This window comes from Tabrizicola soli, from assembly GCF_015999335.1.
Lineage (GTDB): Bacteria > Pseudomonadota > Alphaproteobacteria > Rhodobacterales > Rhodobacteraceae > Tabrizicola > Tabrizicola soli.
Genome location: NZ_JAEACP010000003.1, coordinates 168,343 through 183,080 on the forward strand (window position 1 = coordinate 168,343; position 14,738 = coordinate 183,080).

Annotated in this window: 17 protein-coding genes; all 17 read right to left on the minus strand. The window is 65.4% G+C overall.

The annotated features are described in order from the left end of the window. Positions 1 to 6 precede the first annotated feature (6 nt). The 17 genes from I7S92_RS04005 to I7S92_RS04085 all read right to left on the minus strand — a co-directional run bounded on the left by I7S92_RS04005 (position 7) and on the right by I7S92_RS04085 (position 14,715). A complete protein-coding gene (locus I7S92_RS04005) occupies positions 7 to 1,545 on the minus strand; it encodes an NADH-quinone oxidoreductase subunit M (RefSeq protein WP_197642186.1) in 1,539 nt (512 codons plus the stop codon). A gap of 12 nt (positions 1,546 to 1,557) precedes the next feature. Then, the gene (gene nuoL, locus I7S92_RS04010) at positions 1,558 to 3,822 is read right to left on the minus strand and encodes an NADH-quinone oxidoreductase subunit L (RefSeq protein ID WP_197642187.1); all 2,265 of its coding nucleotides are present in this window, start codon (positions 3,820 to 3,822) and stop codon (positions 1,558 to 1,560) included. A gap of 5 nt (positions 3,823 to 3,827) precedes the next feature. Further along, the gene (gene nuoK, locus I7S92_RS04015; RefSeq protein WP_197642188.1) at positions 3,828 to 4,133 is read right to left on the minus strand and encodes an NADH-quinone oxidoreductase subunit NuoK; all 306 of its coding nucleotides are present in this window, start codon (positions 4,131 to 4,133) and stop codon (positions 3,828 to 3,830) included. An 83-nt stretch (positions 4,134 to 4,216) separates the two neighbouring features. Next, the gene (locus I7S92_RS04020) at positions 4,217 to 4,747 is read right to left on the minus strand and encodes a hypothetical protein (protein ID WP_197642189.1); all 531 of its coding nucleotides are present in this window, start codon (positions 4,745 to 4,747) and stop codon (positions 4,217 to 4,219) included. 2 nt (positions 4,748 to 4,749) lie between these two features. Beyond that, the gene (locus tag I7S92_RS04025) at positions 4,750 to 5,358 is read right to left on the minus strand and encodes an NADH-quinone oxidoreductase subunit J (protein WP_197642190.1); all 609 of its coding nucleotides are present in this window, start codon (positions 5,356 to 5,358) and stop codon (positions 4,750 to 4,752) included. Then, positions 5,355 to 5,768 (minus strand): carboxymuconolactone decarboxylase family protein, encoded by a 414-nt coding sequence (locus I7S92_RS04030; RefSeq protein WP_197642191.1) that lies wholly within the window; start codon positions 5,766 to 5,768, stop codon positions 5,355 to 5,357. The genes I7S92_RS04025 and I7S92_RS04030 overlap by 4 nt, the downstream gene beginning before the upstream one ends. After that, on the minus strand, positions 5,768 to 6,262 hold the full coding sequence (gene nuoI, locus I7S92_RS04035; RefSeq protein WP_197642192.1) for an NADH-quinone oxidoreductase subunit NuoI: 495 nt from the start codon (positions 6,260 to 6,262) through the stop codon (positions 5,768 to 5,770). The genes I7S92_RS04030 and nuoI overlap by 1 nt, the downstream gene beginning before the upstream one ends. Before the next feature lie 2 nt (positions 6,263 to 6,264). Beyond that, on the minus strand, positions 6,265 to 7,302 hold the full coding sequence (gene nuoH / locus I7S92_RS04040) for an NADH-quinone oxidoreductase subunit NuoH (RefSeq protein ID WP_197642193.1): 1,038 nt from the start codon (positions 7,300 to 7,302) through the stop codon (positions 6,265 to 6,267). Between the two features lie 15 nt (positions 7,303 to 7,317). Beyond that, positions 7,318 to 7,722, minus strand: coding sequence for a YNQ4 family lipoprotein (locus tag I7S92_RS04045; protein WP_197642194.1), 405 nt, complete (start codon positions 7,720 to 7,722; stop codon positions 7,318 to 7,320). Positions 7,723 to 7,724: 2 nt separating this feature from the next. Beyond that, positions 7,725 to 9,758 carry an NADH-quinone oxidoreductase subunit NuoG gene (nuoG, locus tag I7S92_RS04050; RefSeq protein WP_197642195.1) on the minus strand — a complete coding sequence of 678 codons (2,034 nt, stop codon included), beginning with the start codon at positions 9,756 to 9,758 and terminating at the stop codon, positions 7,725 to 7,727. Positions 9,759 to 9,836: 78 nt separating this feature from the next. Then, positions 9,837 to 10,241 carry a DUF5333 domain-containing protein gene (locus I7S92_RS04055; RefSeq protein WP_197642196.1) on the minus strand — a complete coding sequence of 135 codons (405 nt, stop codon included), beginning with the start codon at positions 10,239 to 10,241 and terminating at the stop codon, positions 9,837 to 9,839. A gap of 107 nt (positions 10,242 to 10,348) precedes the next feature. After that, positions 10,349 to 10,591: a hypothetical protein gene (locus tag I7S92_RS04060; protein WP_197642197.1), complete on the minus strand. Its 243-nt coding sequence runs from the start codon at positions 10,589 to 10,591 to the stop codon at positions 10,349 to 10,351. Between the two features lie 5 nt (positions 10,592 to 10,596). Next, a complete protein-coding gene (gene nuoF, locus I7S92_RS04065) occupies positions 10,597 to 11,892 on the minus strand; it encodes an NADH-quinone oxidoreductase subunit NuoF (RefSeq protein WP_197642198.1) in 1,296 nt (431 codons plus the stop codon). A 10-nt stretch (positions 11,893 to 11,902) separates the two neighbouring features. After that, positions 11,903 to 12,130, minus strand: coding sequence for a DUF5337 domain-containing protein (locus tag I7S92_RS04070; protein WP_197642199.1), 228 nt, complete (start codon positions 12,128 to 12,130; stop codon positions 11,903 to 11,905). 12 nt (positions 12,131 to 12,142) lie between these two features. After that, positions 12,143 to 13,318 (minus strand): NADH-quinone oxidoreductase subunit E, encoded by a 1,176-nt coding sequence (locus I7S92_RS04075; RefSeq protein WP_197642200.1) that lies wholly within the window; start codon positions 13,316 to 13,318, stop codon positions 12,143 to 12,145. Between the two features lie 3 nt (positions 13,319 to 13,321). Continuing rightward, complete coding sequence (locus tag I7S92_RS04080) at positions 13,322 to 13,480, minus strand: hypothetical protein (protein ID WP_197642201.1); 159 nt, start codon at positions 13,478 to 13,480, stop codon at positions 13,322 to 13,324. Next, a complete protein-coding gene (locus I7S92_RS04085; RefSeq protein ID WP_197642202.1) occupies positions 13,480 to 14,715 on the minus strand; it encodes an NADH-quinone oxidoreductase subunit D in 1,236 nt (411 codons plus the stop codon). Before I7S92_RS04085 ends, I7S92_RS04080 begins: the two co-directional genes overlap by 1 nt. Between the last annotated feature and the right edge of the window lie 23 nt (positions 14,716 to 14,738).

The window sequence follows — 14,738 nt, forward strand, 5'->3', positions numbered from 1 at the left end:
GCGTCCTCAGTGCATGGCCAGCTCGGCCCCGTCAGCGGGCAGAGCGGCGTGGTAGTCGGTAACCAGGGCCGAAACCGAAGGCCCGATGATGTCGGTCACAAGGCTGGGATAGACGCCGAGGATCAGGGTCATCGCGATCAGCGGCGCGAAGATCGCCTTCTCGCGCCGGTCCATGTCGGTGATCGTCTTCAGCGCCTCCTTGATCAGGTCGCCGAAGACGACCCGGCGGTAAAGCCAGAGCGCATAGGAGGCCGAGAGGATCACGCCGGTGGTGGCGAAGGCGGCGACCCAGGTGTTGACCTGGAAGATGCCGACCAGGGTCAGGAACTCGCCCACGAAGCCCGAGGTGCCGGGCAGGCCGACGTTGGCCATGGTGAAGAACATGAACACCAGCGCATAGGCGGGCATCCGGTTCACCAGGCCGCCATAGGCGTCGATCTCGCGGGTGTGCATCCGGTCGTAGATCACGCCGACGCAAAGGAAGAGTGCGCCGGAGATGAAGCCGTGGCTCAGCATCTGGAAGATCGCGCCGTCGACGCCCTGCTGATTCGCCGCGAAGATGCCCATGGTGACGTAACCCATGTGGGCGACGGACGAATAGGCGATCAGCTTCTTCATGTCCGACTGCGCCAGCGCCACAAGGCTGGTGTAGACGATGGCGATGGCCGAGAGCCAGAAGACCAGGGGGCTGAGGAGGTCCGAGGCCACCGGGAACATCGGCAACGAGAAGCGCAGGAAGCCGTAGCCGCCCATCTTCAGCAGGATCGCCGCCAGCACCACCGACCCGGCGGTCGGGGCCTGCACGTGGGCGTCGGGCAGCCAGGTATGGACCGGCCACATCGGCATCTTCACCGCGAAGCTGGCGAAGAAGGCCAGGAACAGCATCGTCTGCAGCCCGCCCACGACCTGGAAGCCGAGAAGGCTGAAGGTCTCGGACCCGAAGTCATGCGTCAGAAGCTGCACCATGTTTGTCGTGCCCGCGTCCATGTACATCGCGATCATCGCGACCAGCATCAGGACCGAGCCGAGGAAGGTGTAGAGGAAGAACTTGAAGGATGCGTAGATCCGATCCTTGCCGCCCCAGATGCCGATGATCAGGAACATCGGGATCAGCCCGGCCTCGAAGAACAGGTAGAACAGCACCAGGTCCAGCGCGCAGAACACGCCGAGCATCAGCGTCTCCAACACCAGGAAGGCGATCATGTATTCCTTGACGCGGGTCTCGACGCTCCAGCAGGCCGCGATGGTGATCGGCATCAGGAAGGTGGTCAGCATCACGAACAGGACCGAGATCCCGTCCACGCCCATCCGGTAGCTCAGGCCCAGGATCCATTGCCGTTCCTCGACGAACTGGAAGCCGGTGTTCGACGGATCGAAGCGGAAGAGGACGAAGAGCGAGATCACGAAGGTCGCGGTGGTGGTGAAGAGCGCAAGCCACCGGGCCCCGTTCTTCGCCGCCGCATCGTCGCCGCGCATGAACAGCGCAAGGATGACCGCCGCGACCAGGGGCAGGAAGGTGATGATGGAGAGAAGCTGGTTTTCCATTATGCGCGCCCCTTACTTCGCGCCGCCGAAGAGCGTCATCCAGGTGACGAGGATCACGATCCCCAGCACCATCGCGAAGGCGTAGTGGAACAGATAGCCGGACTGCGCGCGGCCTGCGAGGCGGGTGAAGAAGGGGATGATCCCCATCGCCACCCCGTTGAGCGAGCCGTCGATCACGTCGCCGTCGCCGCGCTTCCACAGGAAGCCGCCGATCCATTTCGCCGGGCGGACGAAGACCACGTCATAAAGCTCGTCGAAGTACCACTTGTTCAAGAGGAACAGGTAGAGCGGGCGCTGCTGCGCGGCCAGGCGGCGCGGCAGGCTCGGGTCGCGGATGTAGAAGAGCCAGGCCATCGCAAAGCCGATCAGCATGGCGACGAAGGGCGAGAGCTTGACCCAGGTCGGCACCACATGCGCCGCATTGATGATCGTGGTCGGCGCATGCTCTGCCGCGGCCGCCTTCTCGGCGTCGAGGCGGGTGTCGACCACGGCCTGTTCTTCAGGCGTGAAGGGCAGCATCACCAGCGCGCCCTTGGGGGCGGCGCTGACGTCGGCCTGGAACTCGCCGGACAGGGTCGTCTCGGCCTGGGCATCCGTCGCAACGGCTTCGGCCGGGGCGGCTTCGGTCGCTACGGTTTCGGCCGGGGCAGTTTCCGCCGGGGCGGCCTCGGTGCCATGCGCGGCGGCGGTCTCGCCATGCGCTTCGCCATGGGCGGCGGCCTCCATGCCGAACCACCCACGCACCGCAGCCTCGTCGCCGAAGAAGACCTTGTACCACAGCATCCCCGAGAAGATCGCGCCGAGGGCCAGAACCCCAAGCGGGATCAGCATGACCATCGGGCTTTCGTGCGGCTCGTGGTGGTGGGCGTCATGGCCATGGGCATCGTGCCCATGCGCCTCGTGACCGTTTGCGCGGCTGGTGCCGAAGAAGGTCAGGAACATCAGCCGCCAGGAGTAGAAGCTGGTGAAGCAGGCGGCCACGACCAGGAGCCAGAAGGCGAAGGAGGAGCCCACCCAGGCGCTTTCGATCACAGCGTCCTTCGACAGGAACCCGGCGAAGCCGTAATGCGTCAGCGGGATGCCCACGCCGGTGATGGCGAGCGTGCCGATCAGCATGGCCCAGAAGGTCATCGGGATCTGCTTCCGCAACCCGCCGTAGTAGCGCATGTCCTGCTCATGGTGGGTCGCGTGGATCACCGATCCGGCGCCCAGGAACAGCATCGCCTTGAAGAAGGCATGGGTGAAGAGGTGGAACATCGCCACCGAATAGACGCCCACACCGGCGGCCACGAACATGTAGCCGAGCTGCGACATGGTCGAATAGGCGATGACGCGCTTGATGTCGTTCTGCACGAGGCCGATCGTCGCCGCGACGAAGGCGGTCATCGCGCCCAGCACGGTGATGAAGGCGGTCGCCTGCGGCGCGTATTCATAAAGCGGCGACATCCGGCAGACCAGGAACACCCCCGCCGTCACCATGGTCGCGGCGTGGATCAGGGCGGAGACCGGCGTCGGGCCCTCCATCGCGTCCGGCAGCCAGGTGTGCAGGAAGAGCTGCGCCGATTTCCCCATCGCGCCGATGAACAGGAGCACGCCGATCAGGTTGGCAGCATTCCACTCGGTCCAGAGGAAGGTGAGATTGGTCTCTGCCAGGCTCGGGGCGGCGGCGAAGACGTCTACGAAGCGGATCGAGTCGGTCAGGAAGAACAGGCCCATGATCCCCAGCGCAAAGCCGAAGTCGCCGACGCGGTTGACCACGAAAGCCTTGATCGCCGCCGCATTGGCCGAGGGCTTGCGGTAGTAGAAGCCGATCAGCAGGTAGGAGGCGACACCCACGCCCTCCCAGCCGAAGAACATCTGCACCAGGTTGTCCGAGGTGACCAGCGTCAGCATGGCGAAGGTGAAGAACGACAGATAGGCGAAGAAGCGGGCCTTGTAATGCTCGCCCTCGTGCCAGTTCTCGTCATGCGCCATGTAGCCGAAGCTGTAGAGATGGACCAGGGCGGAGACCGAGTTCACCACGACCAGCATGATCGCGGTCAGCCGGTCCAGGCGGATCGCCCATTCGCTGCCCAGGGTTCCGGATTCGATCCAGCGCAGGATGGTGATCTGCTGCGTCTCCCCGTCAAAGGTCAGGAAGATGTACCAGCTCAGCGCGGCGGCCAGGAAGACCAGCGAGGTGGTGATCACCTGCCCTGCCCTCTCGCCGATCAGACGCCAGCCGAAGCCACAGATGATCGCCCCGATCAGCGGAGCAAAGAGGATGATCGATGCCATCTGGGTCAGCCTTTCATCACGTTCACGTCTTCCACCTCGATCGTGCCGCGGTTGCGGAAGAACACGACCAGGATGGCGAGGCCGATGGCGGCTTCAGCTGCCGCCACGGTCAGGACGAACATGGTGAAGACCTGCCCCACCAGATCGCCGGAATAGGAGGAGAAGGCGACGAGGTTGATGTTCACCGCCAGCAGCATCAGCTCGATCGACATCAGGATGACGATCACGTTCTTCCGGTTGAGGAATATCCCGAAGATCCCGATGACGAAGAGGGCCGCGGCCACCGTCAGGTAATGTTCAAGTCCGATCATCTTCTGGTCCCTCTTGGGCTCTTGTGGCCCGAACTTTCGCAGGCCCGAAGGCCGATTTCGTAGGGTGCGCTACAGCGCACCGGTCATTGTTTTGTTACGGTCACACCCACCACAGAGGCAATCAGCGACCTTTGAGTTTCAAGCTGCGCCTTCTCTGCATCAGTCATTTCCGGCCAGTTTCGCTTGACACTCGGATAGAACTTCTTGCAGCCGCTCTCGTCTGCCCATCCCTTGTGGAACTGGTTTTGCAGTGGCCTCATTCCTGCTTTCGCGGACGCCTTGAAGAACGTTTCCAGGCTGGCGGTCGTACCTGCGTTGCGCTGATCTTTGACGTATCTGGCCAGCCGGAATGCTCTCCGTTCCGATACGCCCATTTCATCATAGGTGCTGATGACAACATAGGACCCTGTCGCGCATTCCAGTTGAGTATACTGCCACTGCTGTGCGCCTGTGTCGGTCATTCCGCCCGAAACAAGTCCGACGACTCCATTGCCTTCATTGACAGGACCAGCATCCGCTACGGCACTCGTGTCGCTAATCACCGGTACGCCGCCGACGTCCTCCCCGGCGATACAGGCGCTTAGCGCAATGAATGGGAGCAGAGCGGCGCGCATGATTACAACCCCTGCCCCGGCTTCACGTCCTTCAGTTCCATCGCCTTGGCCGGGTCGCGCCACATCTGGGCCAGCACGTTCTGCCGCTTGACGTCCCTGCGGTGGCGCAGCGTCAGGAGGATCGCGCCGATCATCGCGACCAGCAGGATCAGGCCGGCAAGCTGGAACAGCAGGAAATACCTGTCGTAGAGCAGCATCCCCAGCGCCCGGGTATTCTCGATCTCGGTCGGCGCCACCGCCTGGCGCAGCCCCTCGGCCCCATCGGCCACGGTCCAGACGCCGATGCCGATGGCGATCTGCATCAGAAGGACGACGCCGATCAGCAGCCCCAGCGGCATGTAGCGCGCGAGTTCCCCCTTCAGCGCGGCGAAGTCGATGTCGAGCATCATCACCACGAAGAGGAACAGCACCGCCACCGCGCCGACATAGACGATGACGAGGAGCATCGCCACGAACTCCGCCCCCAGAAGCACGAAGAGGCCCGAGGTCGACAGGAAGGTCAGGATCAGCCAGAGCACCGAATGCACCGGGTTGCGCGACAGGGTGACCATCAGGCCGGCCGTCACCGTGATCACGGCGAAGAGGTAGAAGGCAAAGCTGAAGACGGTCATGCGTCTTTCTCCTCAGGGGTCTCGGCGAAGACGGACTGGGCGATTTCCAGCGCCTTCTGCATGGCGGGCAACCCGCCGAACATGGACATCTGCCAGATCACTTCCGCGATCTCGCGCTTGGTGGCCCCGGCCGCAAGGCCGTTCCTGATCGTCATCCGCAATTGCGGCTCGCCCACCGGCCCCAGCACGGTCAGCGCCGCGATGGTGACCAGGAAGCGGGTCCGCGCGTCCAGCCCCTCGGGGTTGAAGGTCTTGCCGAACCACATCTCCAGGAGTTCCTTCGGCATCGTCGGAAAGAACTTTTCCATCGCCTTCGCGTCGAAGTTCTCCATGCCCGGCATGAAGGCCTGGGCCATCTTCTGGCCCTGCTCCATCATCGCGGCGAACATCTTGGCGAGGTCTTCGGTCATCAGCGGTAAGGGGCGTCGAGTTCGAGGTTGCGGGCGATCTCGGCCTCCCAGCGTTCGCCGTTCTCCAGGAGTTTCTCCTTGGTGTAGAACAGTTCCTCGCGGGTCTCGGTCGAGAATTCGAAGTTAGGGCCTTCGACGATGGCATCGACCGGGCAGGCTTCCTGGCAGAAGCCGCAGTAGATGCATTTGGTCATGTCGATGTCGTAGCGCGTGGTGCGGCGGCTGCCGTCCTCGCGCGGTTCGGCGTCGATGGTGATCGCCTGCGCCGGGCAGACCGCCTCGCACAGCTTGCAGGCGATGCAGCGTTCCTCGCCGTTCGGATAGCGGCGCAGCGCGTGCTCACCCCGGAAGCGGGGCGACAGCGGCCCCTTCTCGTGCGGGTAGTTCACCGTCGATTTCGGCGCGAAGAAATACTTGAACCCCACCTTGAAGCCCAGGAGGAAATCCCAGAGCAGGAAGTATTTCGTGGCCCGGGACCAGTCGATATTGGCCATCATCAGCCTCCAATCGTGTAGCGGGCCCAGAAGCCGCCCAGCACTTCGAATTTCGCGAGGAACGCCACGATCACCACCCAGGCAAGCGACAGCGGCAGGAAGACCTTCCAGCCGATCCGCATCAGCTGGTCATAGCGGTAGCGGGGGACGATGGCCTTCACCATGGCGAACATGAAGAAGAAGACCCACATCTTGCCGACCATCCACCACCAGCCATCGGGCAGGCCGGGGATCGGCGAGAGCCAGCCGCCGAAGAACAGCAGGCTGATCAGCGCGCACATCAGGAAGATCGCGATGTATTCGCCGGCCATGAACAAGAGGTAGAGGGTCGAGGAATATTCCACCATGAACCCGGCCACCAGTTCCGATTCCGCTTCCGGCAGGTCGAAGGGCGGGCGGTTGGTCTCGGCCAGGGTGCTGATGAAGAACAGGAAGACCATCGGGAAATGCGGCAGCCAGTACCAGTTGAAGAGGCCCCAGTTCCCATCCTGCGCCGCCACGATCGAGGAGAAGCTCATCCCCCCGGTCGAGATGATCACCCCGATGATGATCAGGCCCAGCGACACCTCGTAGGAGATCATCTGCGCCGCCGAACGAAGCGAGCCGAGGAAGGCGTATTTCGAGTTCGAGGCCCAGCCGCCCATGATCACGCCGTAGACCTCGAGCGAGGACACGGCGAGGACGAACAGGATCGCGACGTTGATGTTGGCCAGCACCCAGCCGTCATCGAAGGGGATCACCGCCCAGGCGAGGATCGCCAGGATGAAGCTCAGCATCGGCGCGAGGAAGAAGACCGGCCGGTCCACCCCGGCGGGGATCACGATTTCCTTGACGACATATTTCAGCGCGTCGGCCACCGATTGCAGCAGGCCGAAGGGCCCCACCACGTTCGGACCGCGCCGCATCTGCACGGCGGCCCAGATCTTCCGGTCGCCATAGACCAGGAAGAGAAGGCTGATCATCACGAAGCCCACGATCAGAAGGCTTTGCGCCGCGATCAGCACCGCCGTTCCGAACCCCGTGGCAAAGAACCCGTCCATGTCAGTCCCTCATCCTCAAACCGTCGGTATTCCAAGCCCGGCACATTCCGTCACCGCCCGTCCGGCGTCGATGGTGTGCAGGCCCCCGGGCCGCCCGGCCGAGATGAGGTAGACCGCATCCCCGTACCATGACTGCCCGTCCTTCCTCACGATGGTCCGCACATGCCGCGCGAACCCGTAGCCCCGATCCAGCGCATATTGCGCTGCCGCACAGCGGCCATGGGCCTCGACGTCGGCGCGGTCGGCCGCGCCGCGCAATGCGACGCCGACGCCGACCATGTCGTCGTCCAGGAGGATCGTCTGGATCCCCGCATGGACCGGCTGGCCGCGATCCTCTGACACCTCTGCCTGTGGCGCGCAAGCCCCCAGCGCCGCGGTCGCGGTGCCCAGGGTCGCCAGAAGGGTCAGCGGCTGCTGCATGGTCACTCCGCCGCCAGCGCGGTGGCGGCCCGCGCCTTGGCCATGGCCGACAGCTCGGCCATCACCGAGGAGGCCCGGGCGATCGGGTTCGTCAGATAGAAATCCTTGATCGCATTGCGGAAATTCGCCTTGCCCAGATGCTTCATCTCGATCGGTTGCAACGGGTTCTCCGCCACTTCATCCACCCGGCCCAGCACCGGATGCGCCTTCACCAGCGCGGCCCGAAGGGCAGCCAGCGAATCCCAGGGCAGCGTCGCCCCAAGCTCGGCCGAAAGCGCGCGCAGGATGGCCCAGTTCTCCTTGGCCTCGCCGGGGGCAAAGCCGGCGCGGAACGCCAGTTGCGGGCGGCCCTCGGTGTTGACGAACAGCCCGTTCTCCTCGGTCCAGGCGGCGCCCGGCAGGATGATGTCGGCCCGGTTCGCGCCACGGTCGCCATGGCTGCCCTGATAGATCACGAAGGGCGCATCCGCGCCATCGCGGATGATCTCGACCTCATCCGCGCCCAGGTTGTAGATCACCTGAGCGCCTTCGACCGCCATGGACAGCCCGCCCTCGGTCACCGCGCCCACATCCATCGCGCCGACGCGCGACGCGGCCGTATGCAGGATCAGAAGCTTCGCGCCGCGCGCTTCCGCGATGCGCATGGCATGGGCCAAGACCGCCTCGCCATCCGCCTCGTTGATCGCGCCCTGGCCGACGATCACCACGCCCGGCTTGGCATCCGGCGGCGCGGTCTCGGCCGTTTTCACATGGTCCGCCAGCGCCACCCGGTCGGTGCCGATGTGGTGATATTCATAGGTCAGGTCCGCCGCCTGGCCGATCAGGCCCACGACCGCGCCATTGGTCCAGGCCTTGCGGATCCGGGCGTTCAGCACCGGGGCCTCGATCCGGGGATTGGTCCCGATCAGGAGGATGCCGCCCGCCGTGTCGATATCCTCGATCCGCGCCGTGCCGGCATAGCCCGAACGGTTGCCGGCGATCAGCTTCGCGCCATCGGTGCGGCATTCGATCTTGCCGCCCAGCCCCTCGACCAGCTGCTTGAGGGAGAACACGGCCTCGACCGGGGCCAGATCGCCGACCAGCGCCGCGACCTTCCTGCCCTTCATCGCCTCGGCCGCCTTCGTCAGCGCCTCGCCCCAGCCCGCCTTCCGCAGCTTGCCGTTCTCGCGGATATAGGGCGTGTCCAGCCGCTGCCGGCGCAGCCCGTCCCAGACGAAACGCGTCTTGTCGCTGATCCATTCCTCGTTCACGCCGTCATGGTTGCGCGGCAGGATGCGCATGACCTCGCGGCCCTTGGTGTCAACCCGGATCGAGGCCCCCAGCGCGTCCATCACGTCCACGGTCTCGGTCTTGGTCAGTTCCCAGGGCCGGGCGGTGAAGGCATAGGGCTTGGAGGTCAGGGCGCCGACCGGGCAAAGGTCGATGATGTTGCCCTGCAGATTCGAATCCAGCGTCATGTTCAGATAGCTGGTGATCTCGCTGTCCTCGCCGCGGCCCGTCTGGCCCATCTGGGTGATGCCCGCGACCTCGGTGGTGAAGCGCACGCAGCGGGTGCAGGAGATGCAGCGCGTCATCGCGGTCTTGATCAGCGGCCCGAGGTTCAGGTCCTCGGACGCCCGCTTCGGCTCGCGGTAGCGGGAGAAGTCCACGCCATAGGCCATCGCCTGGTCCTGCAGGTCGCACTCGCCGCCCTGGTCGCAGATCGGGCAGTCGAGCGGGTGGTTGATGAGCAGGAACTCCATCACCCCCTCGCGGGCCTTCTTCACCATCGGCGACTTGGTCTTGACGACCGGAGCCTCGCCATTCGGGCCCGGCCGCAGGTCGCGCACCTGCATCGCGCAAGAGGCCGCGGGCTTCGGCGGGCCGCCCACCACCTCGACCAGGCACATCCGGCAGTTGCCCGCGATCGACAGGCGCTCGTGGTAGCAGAAGCGCGGGATCTCCACCCCGGCGGTCTCGGCCGCCTGGATGATGGTCATCGCGCCATCGACCTCGACCTCGATACCGTCGATGTTGATCTTCTTGAGGTTGGTCATGGCCCTACTCCGCCGCCCCTTGCCCGCAGCGGTGAAGGACCACCGCCGCGCATCCGTGATATGTCTCTTGCCCGGCGCTCATCGCGTCGACCTCAGGAGAGAGCCGATCAGGCTCTGCCTGGCGATTTCCTCTTCGCCGATCCGGCAATAGGCCTCCGGCTTGCCCGGCTCGGCCCCCTTGGCCTTCAGCCAGTCGGCGGCCTTCGCCTTGAACTTCGCCTTCTCCTCCTTCGAGGTGACGAACTCGCGCACCACGTCCGAGGGATAGCCCTGCGCCAGCGCGTAATCGCGCAGCTTGTTCAACTCGCCCAGGGCGCGCAGCTTGCGGGCCTGCATCGTCGGGCAATTGTCGGCAATCGCATCGCCGATGAAACCCTGCAGGAGCTTTTCGCCGATCACCGGCTCTTCGTTGATCGGCACCAGCGCAAAGGCGGGCGCGGCAAGGGCTGCGGTCAGGGTCAGGGTCAGAACGAACGGGCGCATCAGGGCCTCCTTGGCTGCATGTAGCCCGGAGATGGGGCCGAACCGCCTTGATATGCCATGACAGACCGCCGTCATCAGCGCCTTGTGACCGAAGGTGACGCCATTCGTCATGCGCAGCCCTCGGGATAGACCCATGCGCCGGTCGCCCGGTCGTAACGGTCGTAGATCGAGACCTTGACGCCCCCTGCCCCGCATTGCGCATCCGCCGCCTTGCGGGCCAGCGCGCCCTCCCACATCTGGAACGGCTGGCCGCCATTCGTGACGCGCACCGGACCCTGCACCACGGAAACGGCCGGAGCCGTCGCCACGCAGGCCGCTTGCACAAGCGTCACCGAAAGGGCCAGCGCCATCCGCATCACTCCGCCGCGACCGCGCTGACGCGCCCGGTGCGCTTGGCCTTGATCCGGTCCTCGATCTCGTCGCGGAAGGCGCGGATCAGGCCTTGGATCGGCCAGGCCGCCGCATCGCCGAGCGCGCAGATCGTGTGGCCCTCGACCTGCTTCGTGACGGACAGAAGCATGTCGATCTCCTCGACCTCCGCCTCGCCGCGGACCAGCCGGTCCATGACCCGCATCATCCAGCCGGTTCCCTCGCGGCAGGGGGTGCACTGGCCGCAGCTCTCGTGCTTGTAGAACTTGGACAGCCGCCAGATCGCCTTGATCACGTCGGTCGACTGGTCCATCACGATCACCGCCGCGGTGCCCAGGCCCGAGCGCTGCTCGCGCAGCCAGTCGAAATCCATGATCGCGTCGTCGCATTGCGCCTGGGTCAGCAGGGGCACCGAGGACCCGCCGGGGATCACCGCCTTCAGGTTCTTCCACCCGCCGCGCACGCCGCCGCAATGGCGGTCCAAGAGTTCCTTCAGCGGGATCGACATCGCCTCCTCGACCACGCAGGGATTCACCACATGGCCCGAGATGCCGAAGAGCTTGGTCCCCGCGTTGTTCGGCCGCCCGAAGGAGGCGAACCATTCCGGCCCCCGGCGCAGGATGGTCGGGACCACCGCGATGGATTCCACGTTGTTCACCGTGGTCGGGCAGCCGTAAAGCCCCGAACCCGCCGGGAACGGCGGCTTCATCCGGGGCATGCCCTTCTTGCCTTCCAGGCTTTCCAGAAGTGCGGTTTCCTCGCCGCAGATATAGGCCCCTGCCCCGTGGTGCAGGTAGAGGTCGAAGTCCCAGCCCGACTTGGCCGCGTTCTTGCCCAGGAGCCCCGCGTCGTAACATTCGTCGATGGCGGCCTGCAAAGCCTCGCGCTCGCGGATGTATTCGCCGCGCAGGTAGATGTAGCAGGTGTTGGCCCCCATCGCGAAAGAGGCGATCAGCGCGCCTTCGATCAGCGTATGCGGATCGTGCCGCATAATCTCGCGGTCCTTGCACGTCCCAGGCTCGGATTCGTCGGCGTTGATCACCAGATAGGAGGGCCGCCCGTCCGACTGCTTCGGCATGAACGACCACTTGAGCCCGGTCGGGAAGCCCGCGCCGCCCCGGCCGCGCAATCCGCTCGCCTTGACCTGCTCGATGATCGTGTCGCGGCCGCGCTTGATGATCTCGGCCGTGCCGTCCCAATGCCCGCGCTTCATGGCACCCTTCAGGCTGCGCTCATGCATCCCGTAGAGGTTGGTGAAAATGCGGTCCTGATCCTTGAGCATCTCTGCCTTCCTAACCCCGGCGCATCCGCCAGATCTGATACGTCACCACCAAGGCCCACAGGAATGCGGCAATGGCGGCCAGGTCGAAAAGGAAGACGAAACGCGTCTCCCAGCCCATGCGTCCGCCCAGCCACTGCGCCCCCAGCCACAGGATCATCGTCCCGCCCAGGACGATGCCGACCAGCCGCGCCTTCCGGGCGCGGGCAAGGTCGGCGGGGCTGGGGAGCGGCTGCGGCATGGGCCTACCGGCTCATTTCTTCGCGGCGGCTTCGGCATCGGCGACCGAGCCGCCCGCCGCCAGGATCTTCGCCTGCGCCACCCAGTTGTCGCGGGTCACGCGGCCCTTGAAGCCCTCGAGGTTCACATCCACCCAGGCGATCTCGTTCGTGGTCCAGCCCGCGATCTGGTCGAAGTGGAAGAAGCCGAGGCTGTGGCACAAGGCTTCCAGTTTCGGGCCGATCCCGAGGATCAGCTTCAGGTCGTCCGCCTTGCCCTCGCGCGGCGCGCTCAGCCCGGCCGGCCGCGTGTCCTCACCCGCCGGGACCCGCGCCCCGGGCGTGGCGGCCGGGGTCGCGTTCGGGGCGTTTCCCTCGGTCACGGGCTTGCCCTTCGAGGTCGCCGGGGCCTCCTGCACGGTCGCGCCGGTCGCATCGGCGGCGACGCCCGCGCCGGGCCTCGCCTCGGCCGCCTTGCCGCGCGCGGGCTTCACCGCCTCGGCCCGGCCCAGCCAGGGCGTGGTCAGCGGCACTTCGGTTCCGTCGATCCGCTTGATCGTGTCGCCGATCGCCACCGCCCGCTCGGCGCTGGCGTTCAGCCTGGCCCGCCCCGCCGCATGGTCGGCCAGCGAGGTCAGCCCGGCCAGCGGCTCGGACGCATAGCGCCCGTTCTGCGGCCCGGGCACCGGCACCTCGCCCCTGGTGAAGCGCGCGATCAGATCGCGCAGCTTCTCGGCCGTCAGGTCCTCATAGTAATCCTTGCCGATCTGCGCCATCGGCGCATTGGCGCAGGCCCCCAGGCACTCGACCTCTTCCCAGGAGAACTTTCCGTCGGCCGACAGCGTATGCGGCGTGGCCGAGATCAGCTCCTTGCAGACCGCAACCAGATCCTCGGCGCCGCAGATCATGCAGGAGGTGGTGCCGCAGATCTGGATATGTGCGACCTTGCCCACCGGGGCGAGCTGGAACATGAAGTAGAAGGTCGCCACTTCCAGCGCGCGGATATAGGCCATCCCCAGCATGGTCGCGACATGCTCGATCGCGGGACGGGAAAGCCAGCCCTCCTGCTCCTGCGCGCGCCACAGAAGCGGGATGATCGCGCTGGCCTGACGGCCCTCGGGGTATTTGGTGATCTGGCCCTTGGCCCATTCGAGATTCGCCGGAGTGAAGGCAAAGCTTTCGGGCTGGACGGCGTGAAGGCGGCGGAGCATGGCTCAGATATATCCCCTGGCGATGGTCAGGATTGCGGCAGTGACACTGCCGAAGATGGCGCCCATGATGTAACGATTCCCCGCCCGTGCCCCCAGCACCCCGGCAAGGCCCGAGGCCGCGCCGAGGATCAGGGTCCAGAGGTTGATCGTCACGTCGGGCATCAGCGGTCGATCTCCCCGAACACGACATCCATCGTGCCGATGATCGCGCTGACGTCGGCCAGCTGGTGGCCCTTGCAGATCCAGTCCATCGACTGAAGATGCAGGAAGCCCGGAGCCCGGATCTTGGCGCGGTAGGGCTTGTTGGTGCCATCGGCGACCAGATAGACCCCGAACTCGCCCTTGGGCGCCTCGACGGCGGCATAGACCTCGCCGGCCGGGACGTGGAAACCCTCGGTGTAAAGCTTGAAGTGGTGGATGAGCGCCTCCATCGAGGTCTTCATCTCGCCCCGCTTCGGCGGCGTGATCTTGCCGCGCGCCAGCACGTCGCCCTTCTCGACCCGCAGCTTGGCGCAGGCCTGGCGGATGATGCTGGTCGATTCCCGCATCTCGGCCATGCGGCAGAGATAGCGGTCGAAGCAGTCGCCGTTCTTGCCAACCGGAATCTTGAAGTCGAACTCGTCGTAACACTCATAGGGCTGGGCGCGCCGCAGGTCCCAGGCCAGGCCCGACCCGCGCACCATGACCCCCGAATAGCCCCATTTCTGGATGTCTTCCTCGCGGACGATGCCGATATCGGCATTGCGCTGCTTGAAGATGCGGTTTTCGGTCAGCAGGGTGTCGATGTCGTCCAGCACCTTGGGGAAATGATCCGCCCAGGCGTCGATGTCGTCGATCAGCTCGGGCGTCAGGTCCTGGTGCACGCCGCCGGGCCGGAAATAGGCCGCGTGCAGCCGCGCCCCGCAGGCCCGCTCGTAGAAGACCATCAGCTTCTCGCGTTCCTCGAAACCCCAGAGCGGCGGGGTCAGCGCGCCCACGTCCATCGCCTGCGTGGTGACGTTGAGAAGGTGGTTCAGGACGCGGCCGATTTCCGAGTAGAGCACCCGGATCAGGCTGGCCCGGCGCGGCACCTGCACCCCGGTCAGCCGCTCGATCGCCAGGCACCAGGCATGTTCCTGGTTCATCGGCGCCACATAGTCCAGCCGGTCGAAATAGGGCAGGTTCTGCAGGTAGGTCCTGCTTTCCATCAGCTTCTCGGTGCCGCGGTGCAAGAGGCCGATATGCGGGTCGCAGCGTTCGACGATCTCGCCGTCCAGCTCCAGCACCAGGCGCAGAACGCCGTGCGCCGCCGGGTGCTGCGGGCCGAAGTTGATGTTGAAGTTGCGGATGCGCTGCTCGCCGGTCTCGAAATCGCTCGAGCCGTCGTCATAGGTGTTGCGCCGGATATCGCCGTCCATCAGATAGCTCCCATGTGGTCGCG

Excerpts from the sequence above, each read along its gene's own strand:
- I7S92_RS04005 (WP_197642186.1), bottom strand. The coding sequence starts at position 1,545 with ATGGAAAACCAGCTTCTCTCCATCATCACCTTCCTGCCCCTGGTCGCG.
- nuoL (WP_197642187.1), bottom strand. The coding sequence starts at position 3,822 with ATGGCATCGATCATCCTCTTTGCTCCGCTGATCGGGGCGATCATCTGT.
- nuoK (WP_197642188.1), bottom strand. The coding sequence starts at position 4,133 with ATGATCGGACTTGAACATTACCTGACGGTGGCCGCGGCCCTCTTCGTC.
- I7S92_RS04020 (WP_197642189.1), bottom strand. The coding sequence starts at position 4,747 with ATGCGCGCCGCTCTGCTCCCATTCATTGCGCTAAGCGCCTGTATCGCC.
- I7S92_RS04025 (WP_197642190.1), bottom strand. The coding sequence starts at position 5,358 with ATGACCGTCTTCAGCTTTGCCTTCTACCTCTTCGCCGTGATCACGGTG.
- I7S92_RS04030 (WP_197642191.1), bottom strand. The coding sequence starts at position 5,768 with ATGACCGAAGACCTCGCCAAGATGTTCGCCGCGATGATGGAGCAGGGC.
- nuoI (WP_197642192.1), bottom strand. The coding sequence starts at position 6,262 with ATGGCCAATATCGACTGGTCCCGGGCCACGAAATACTTCCTGCTCTGG.
- nuoH (WP_197642193.1), bottom strand. The coding sequence starts at position 7,302 with ATGGACGGGTTCTTTGCCACGGGGTTCGGAACGGCGGTGCTGATCGCG.
- I7S92_RS04045 (WP_197642194.1), bottom strand. The coding sequence starts at position 7,722 with ATGCAGCAGCCGCTGACCCTTCTGGCGACCCTGGGCACCGCGACCGCG.
- nuoG (WP_197642195.1), bottom strand. The coding sequence starts at position 9,758 with ATGACCAACCTCAAGAAGATCAACATCGACGGTATCGAGGTCGAGGTC.
- I7S92_RS04055 (WP_197642196.1), bottom strand. The coding sequence starts at position 10,241 with ATGCGCCCGTTCGTTCTGACCCTGACCCTGACCGCAGCCCTTGCCGCG.
- I7S92_RS04060 (WP_197642197.1), bottom strand. The coding sequence starts at position 10,591 with ATGGCGCTGGCCCTTTCGGTGACGCTTGTGCAAGCGGCCTGCGTGGCG.
- nuoF (WP_197642198.1), bottom strand. The coding sequence starts at position 11,892 with ATGCTCAAGGATCAGGACCGCATTTTCACCAACCTCTACGGGATGCAT.
- I7S92_RS04070 (WP_197642199.1), bottom strand. The coding sequence starts at position 12,130 with ATGCCGCAGCCGCTCCCCAGCCCCGCCGACCTTGCCCGCGCCCGGAAG.
- I7S92_RS04075 (WP_197642200.1), bottom strand. The coding sequence starts at position 13,318 with ATGCTCCGCCGCCTTCACGCCGTCCAGCCCGAAAGCTTTGCCTTCACT.
- I7S92_RS04080 (WP_197642201.1), bottom strand. The coding sequence starts at position 13,480 with ATGCCCGACGTGACGATCAACCTCTGGACCCTGATCCTCGGCGCGGCC.
- I7S92_RS04085 (WP_197642202.1), bottom strand. The coding sequence starts at position 14,715 with ATGGACGGCGATATCCGGCGCAACACCTATGACGACGGCTCGAGCGAT.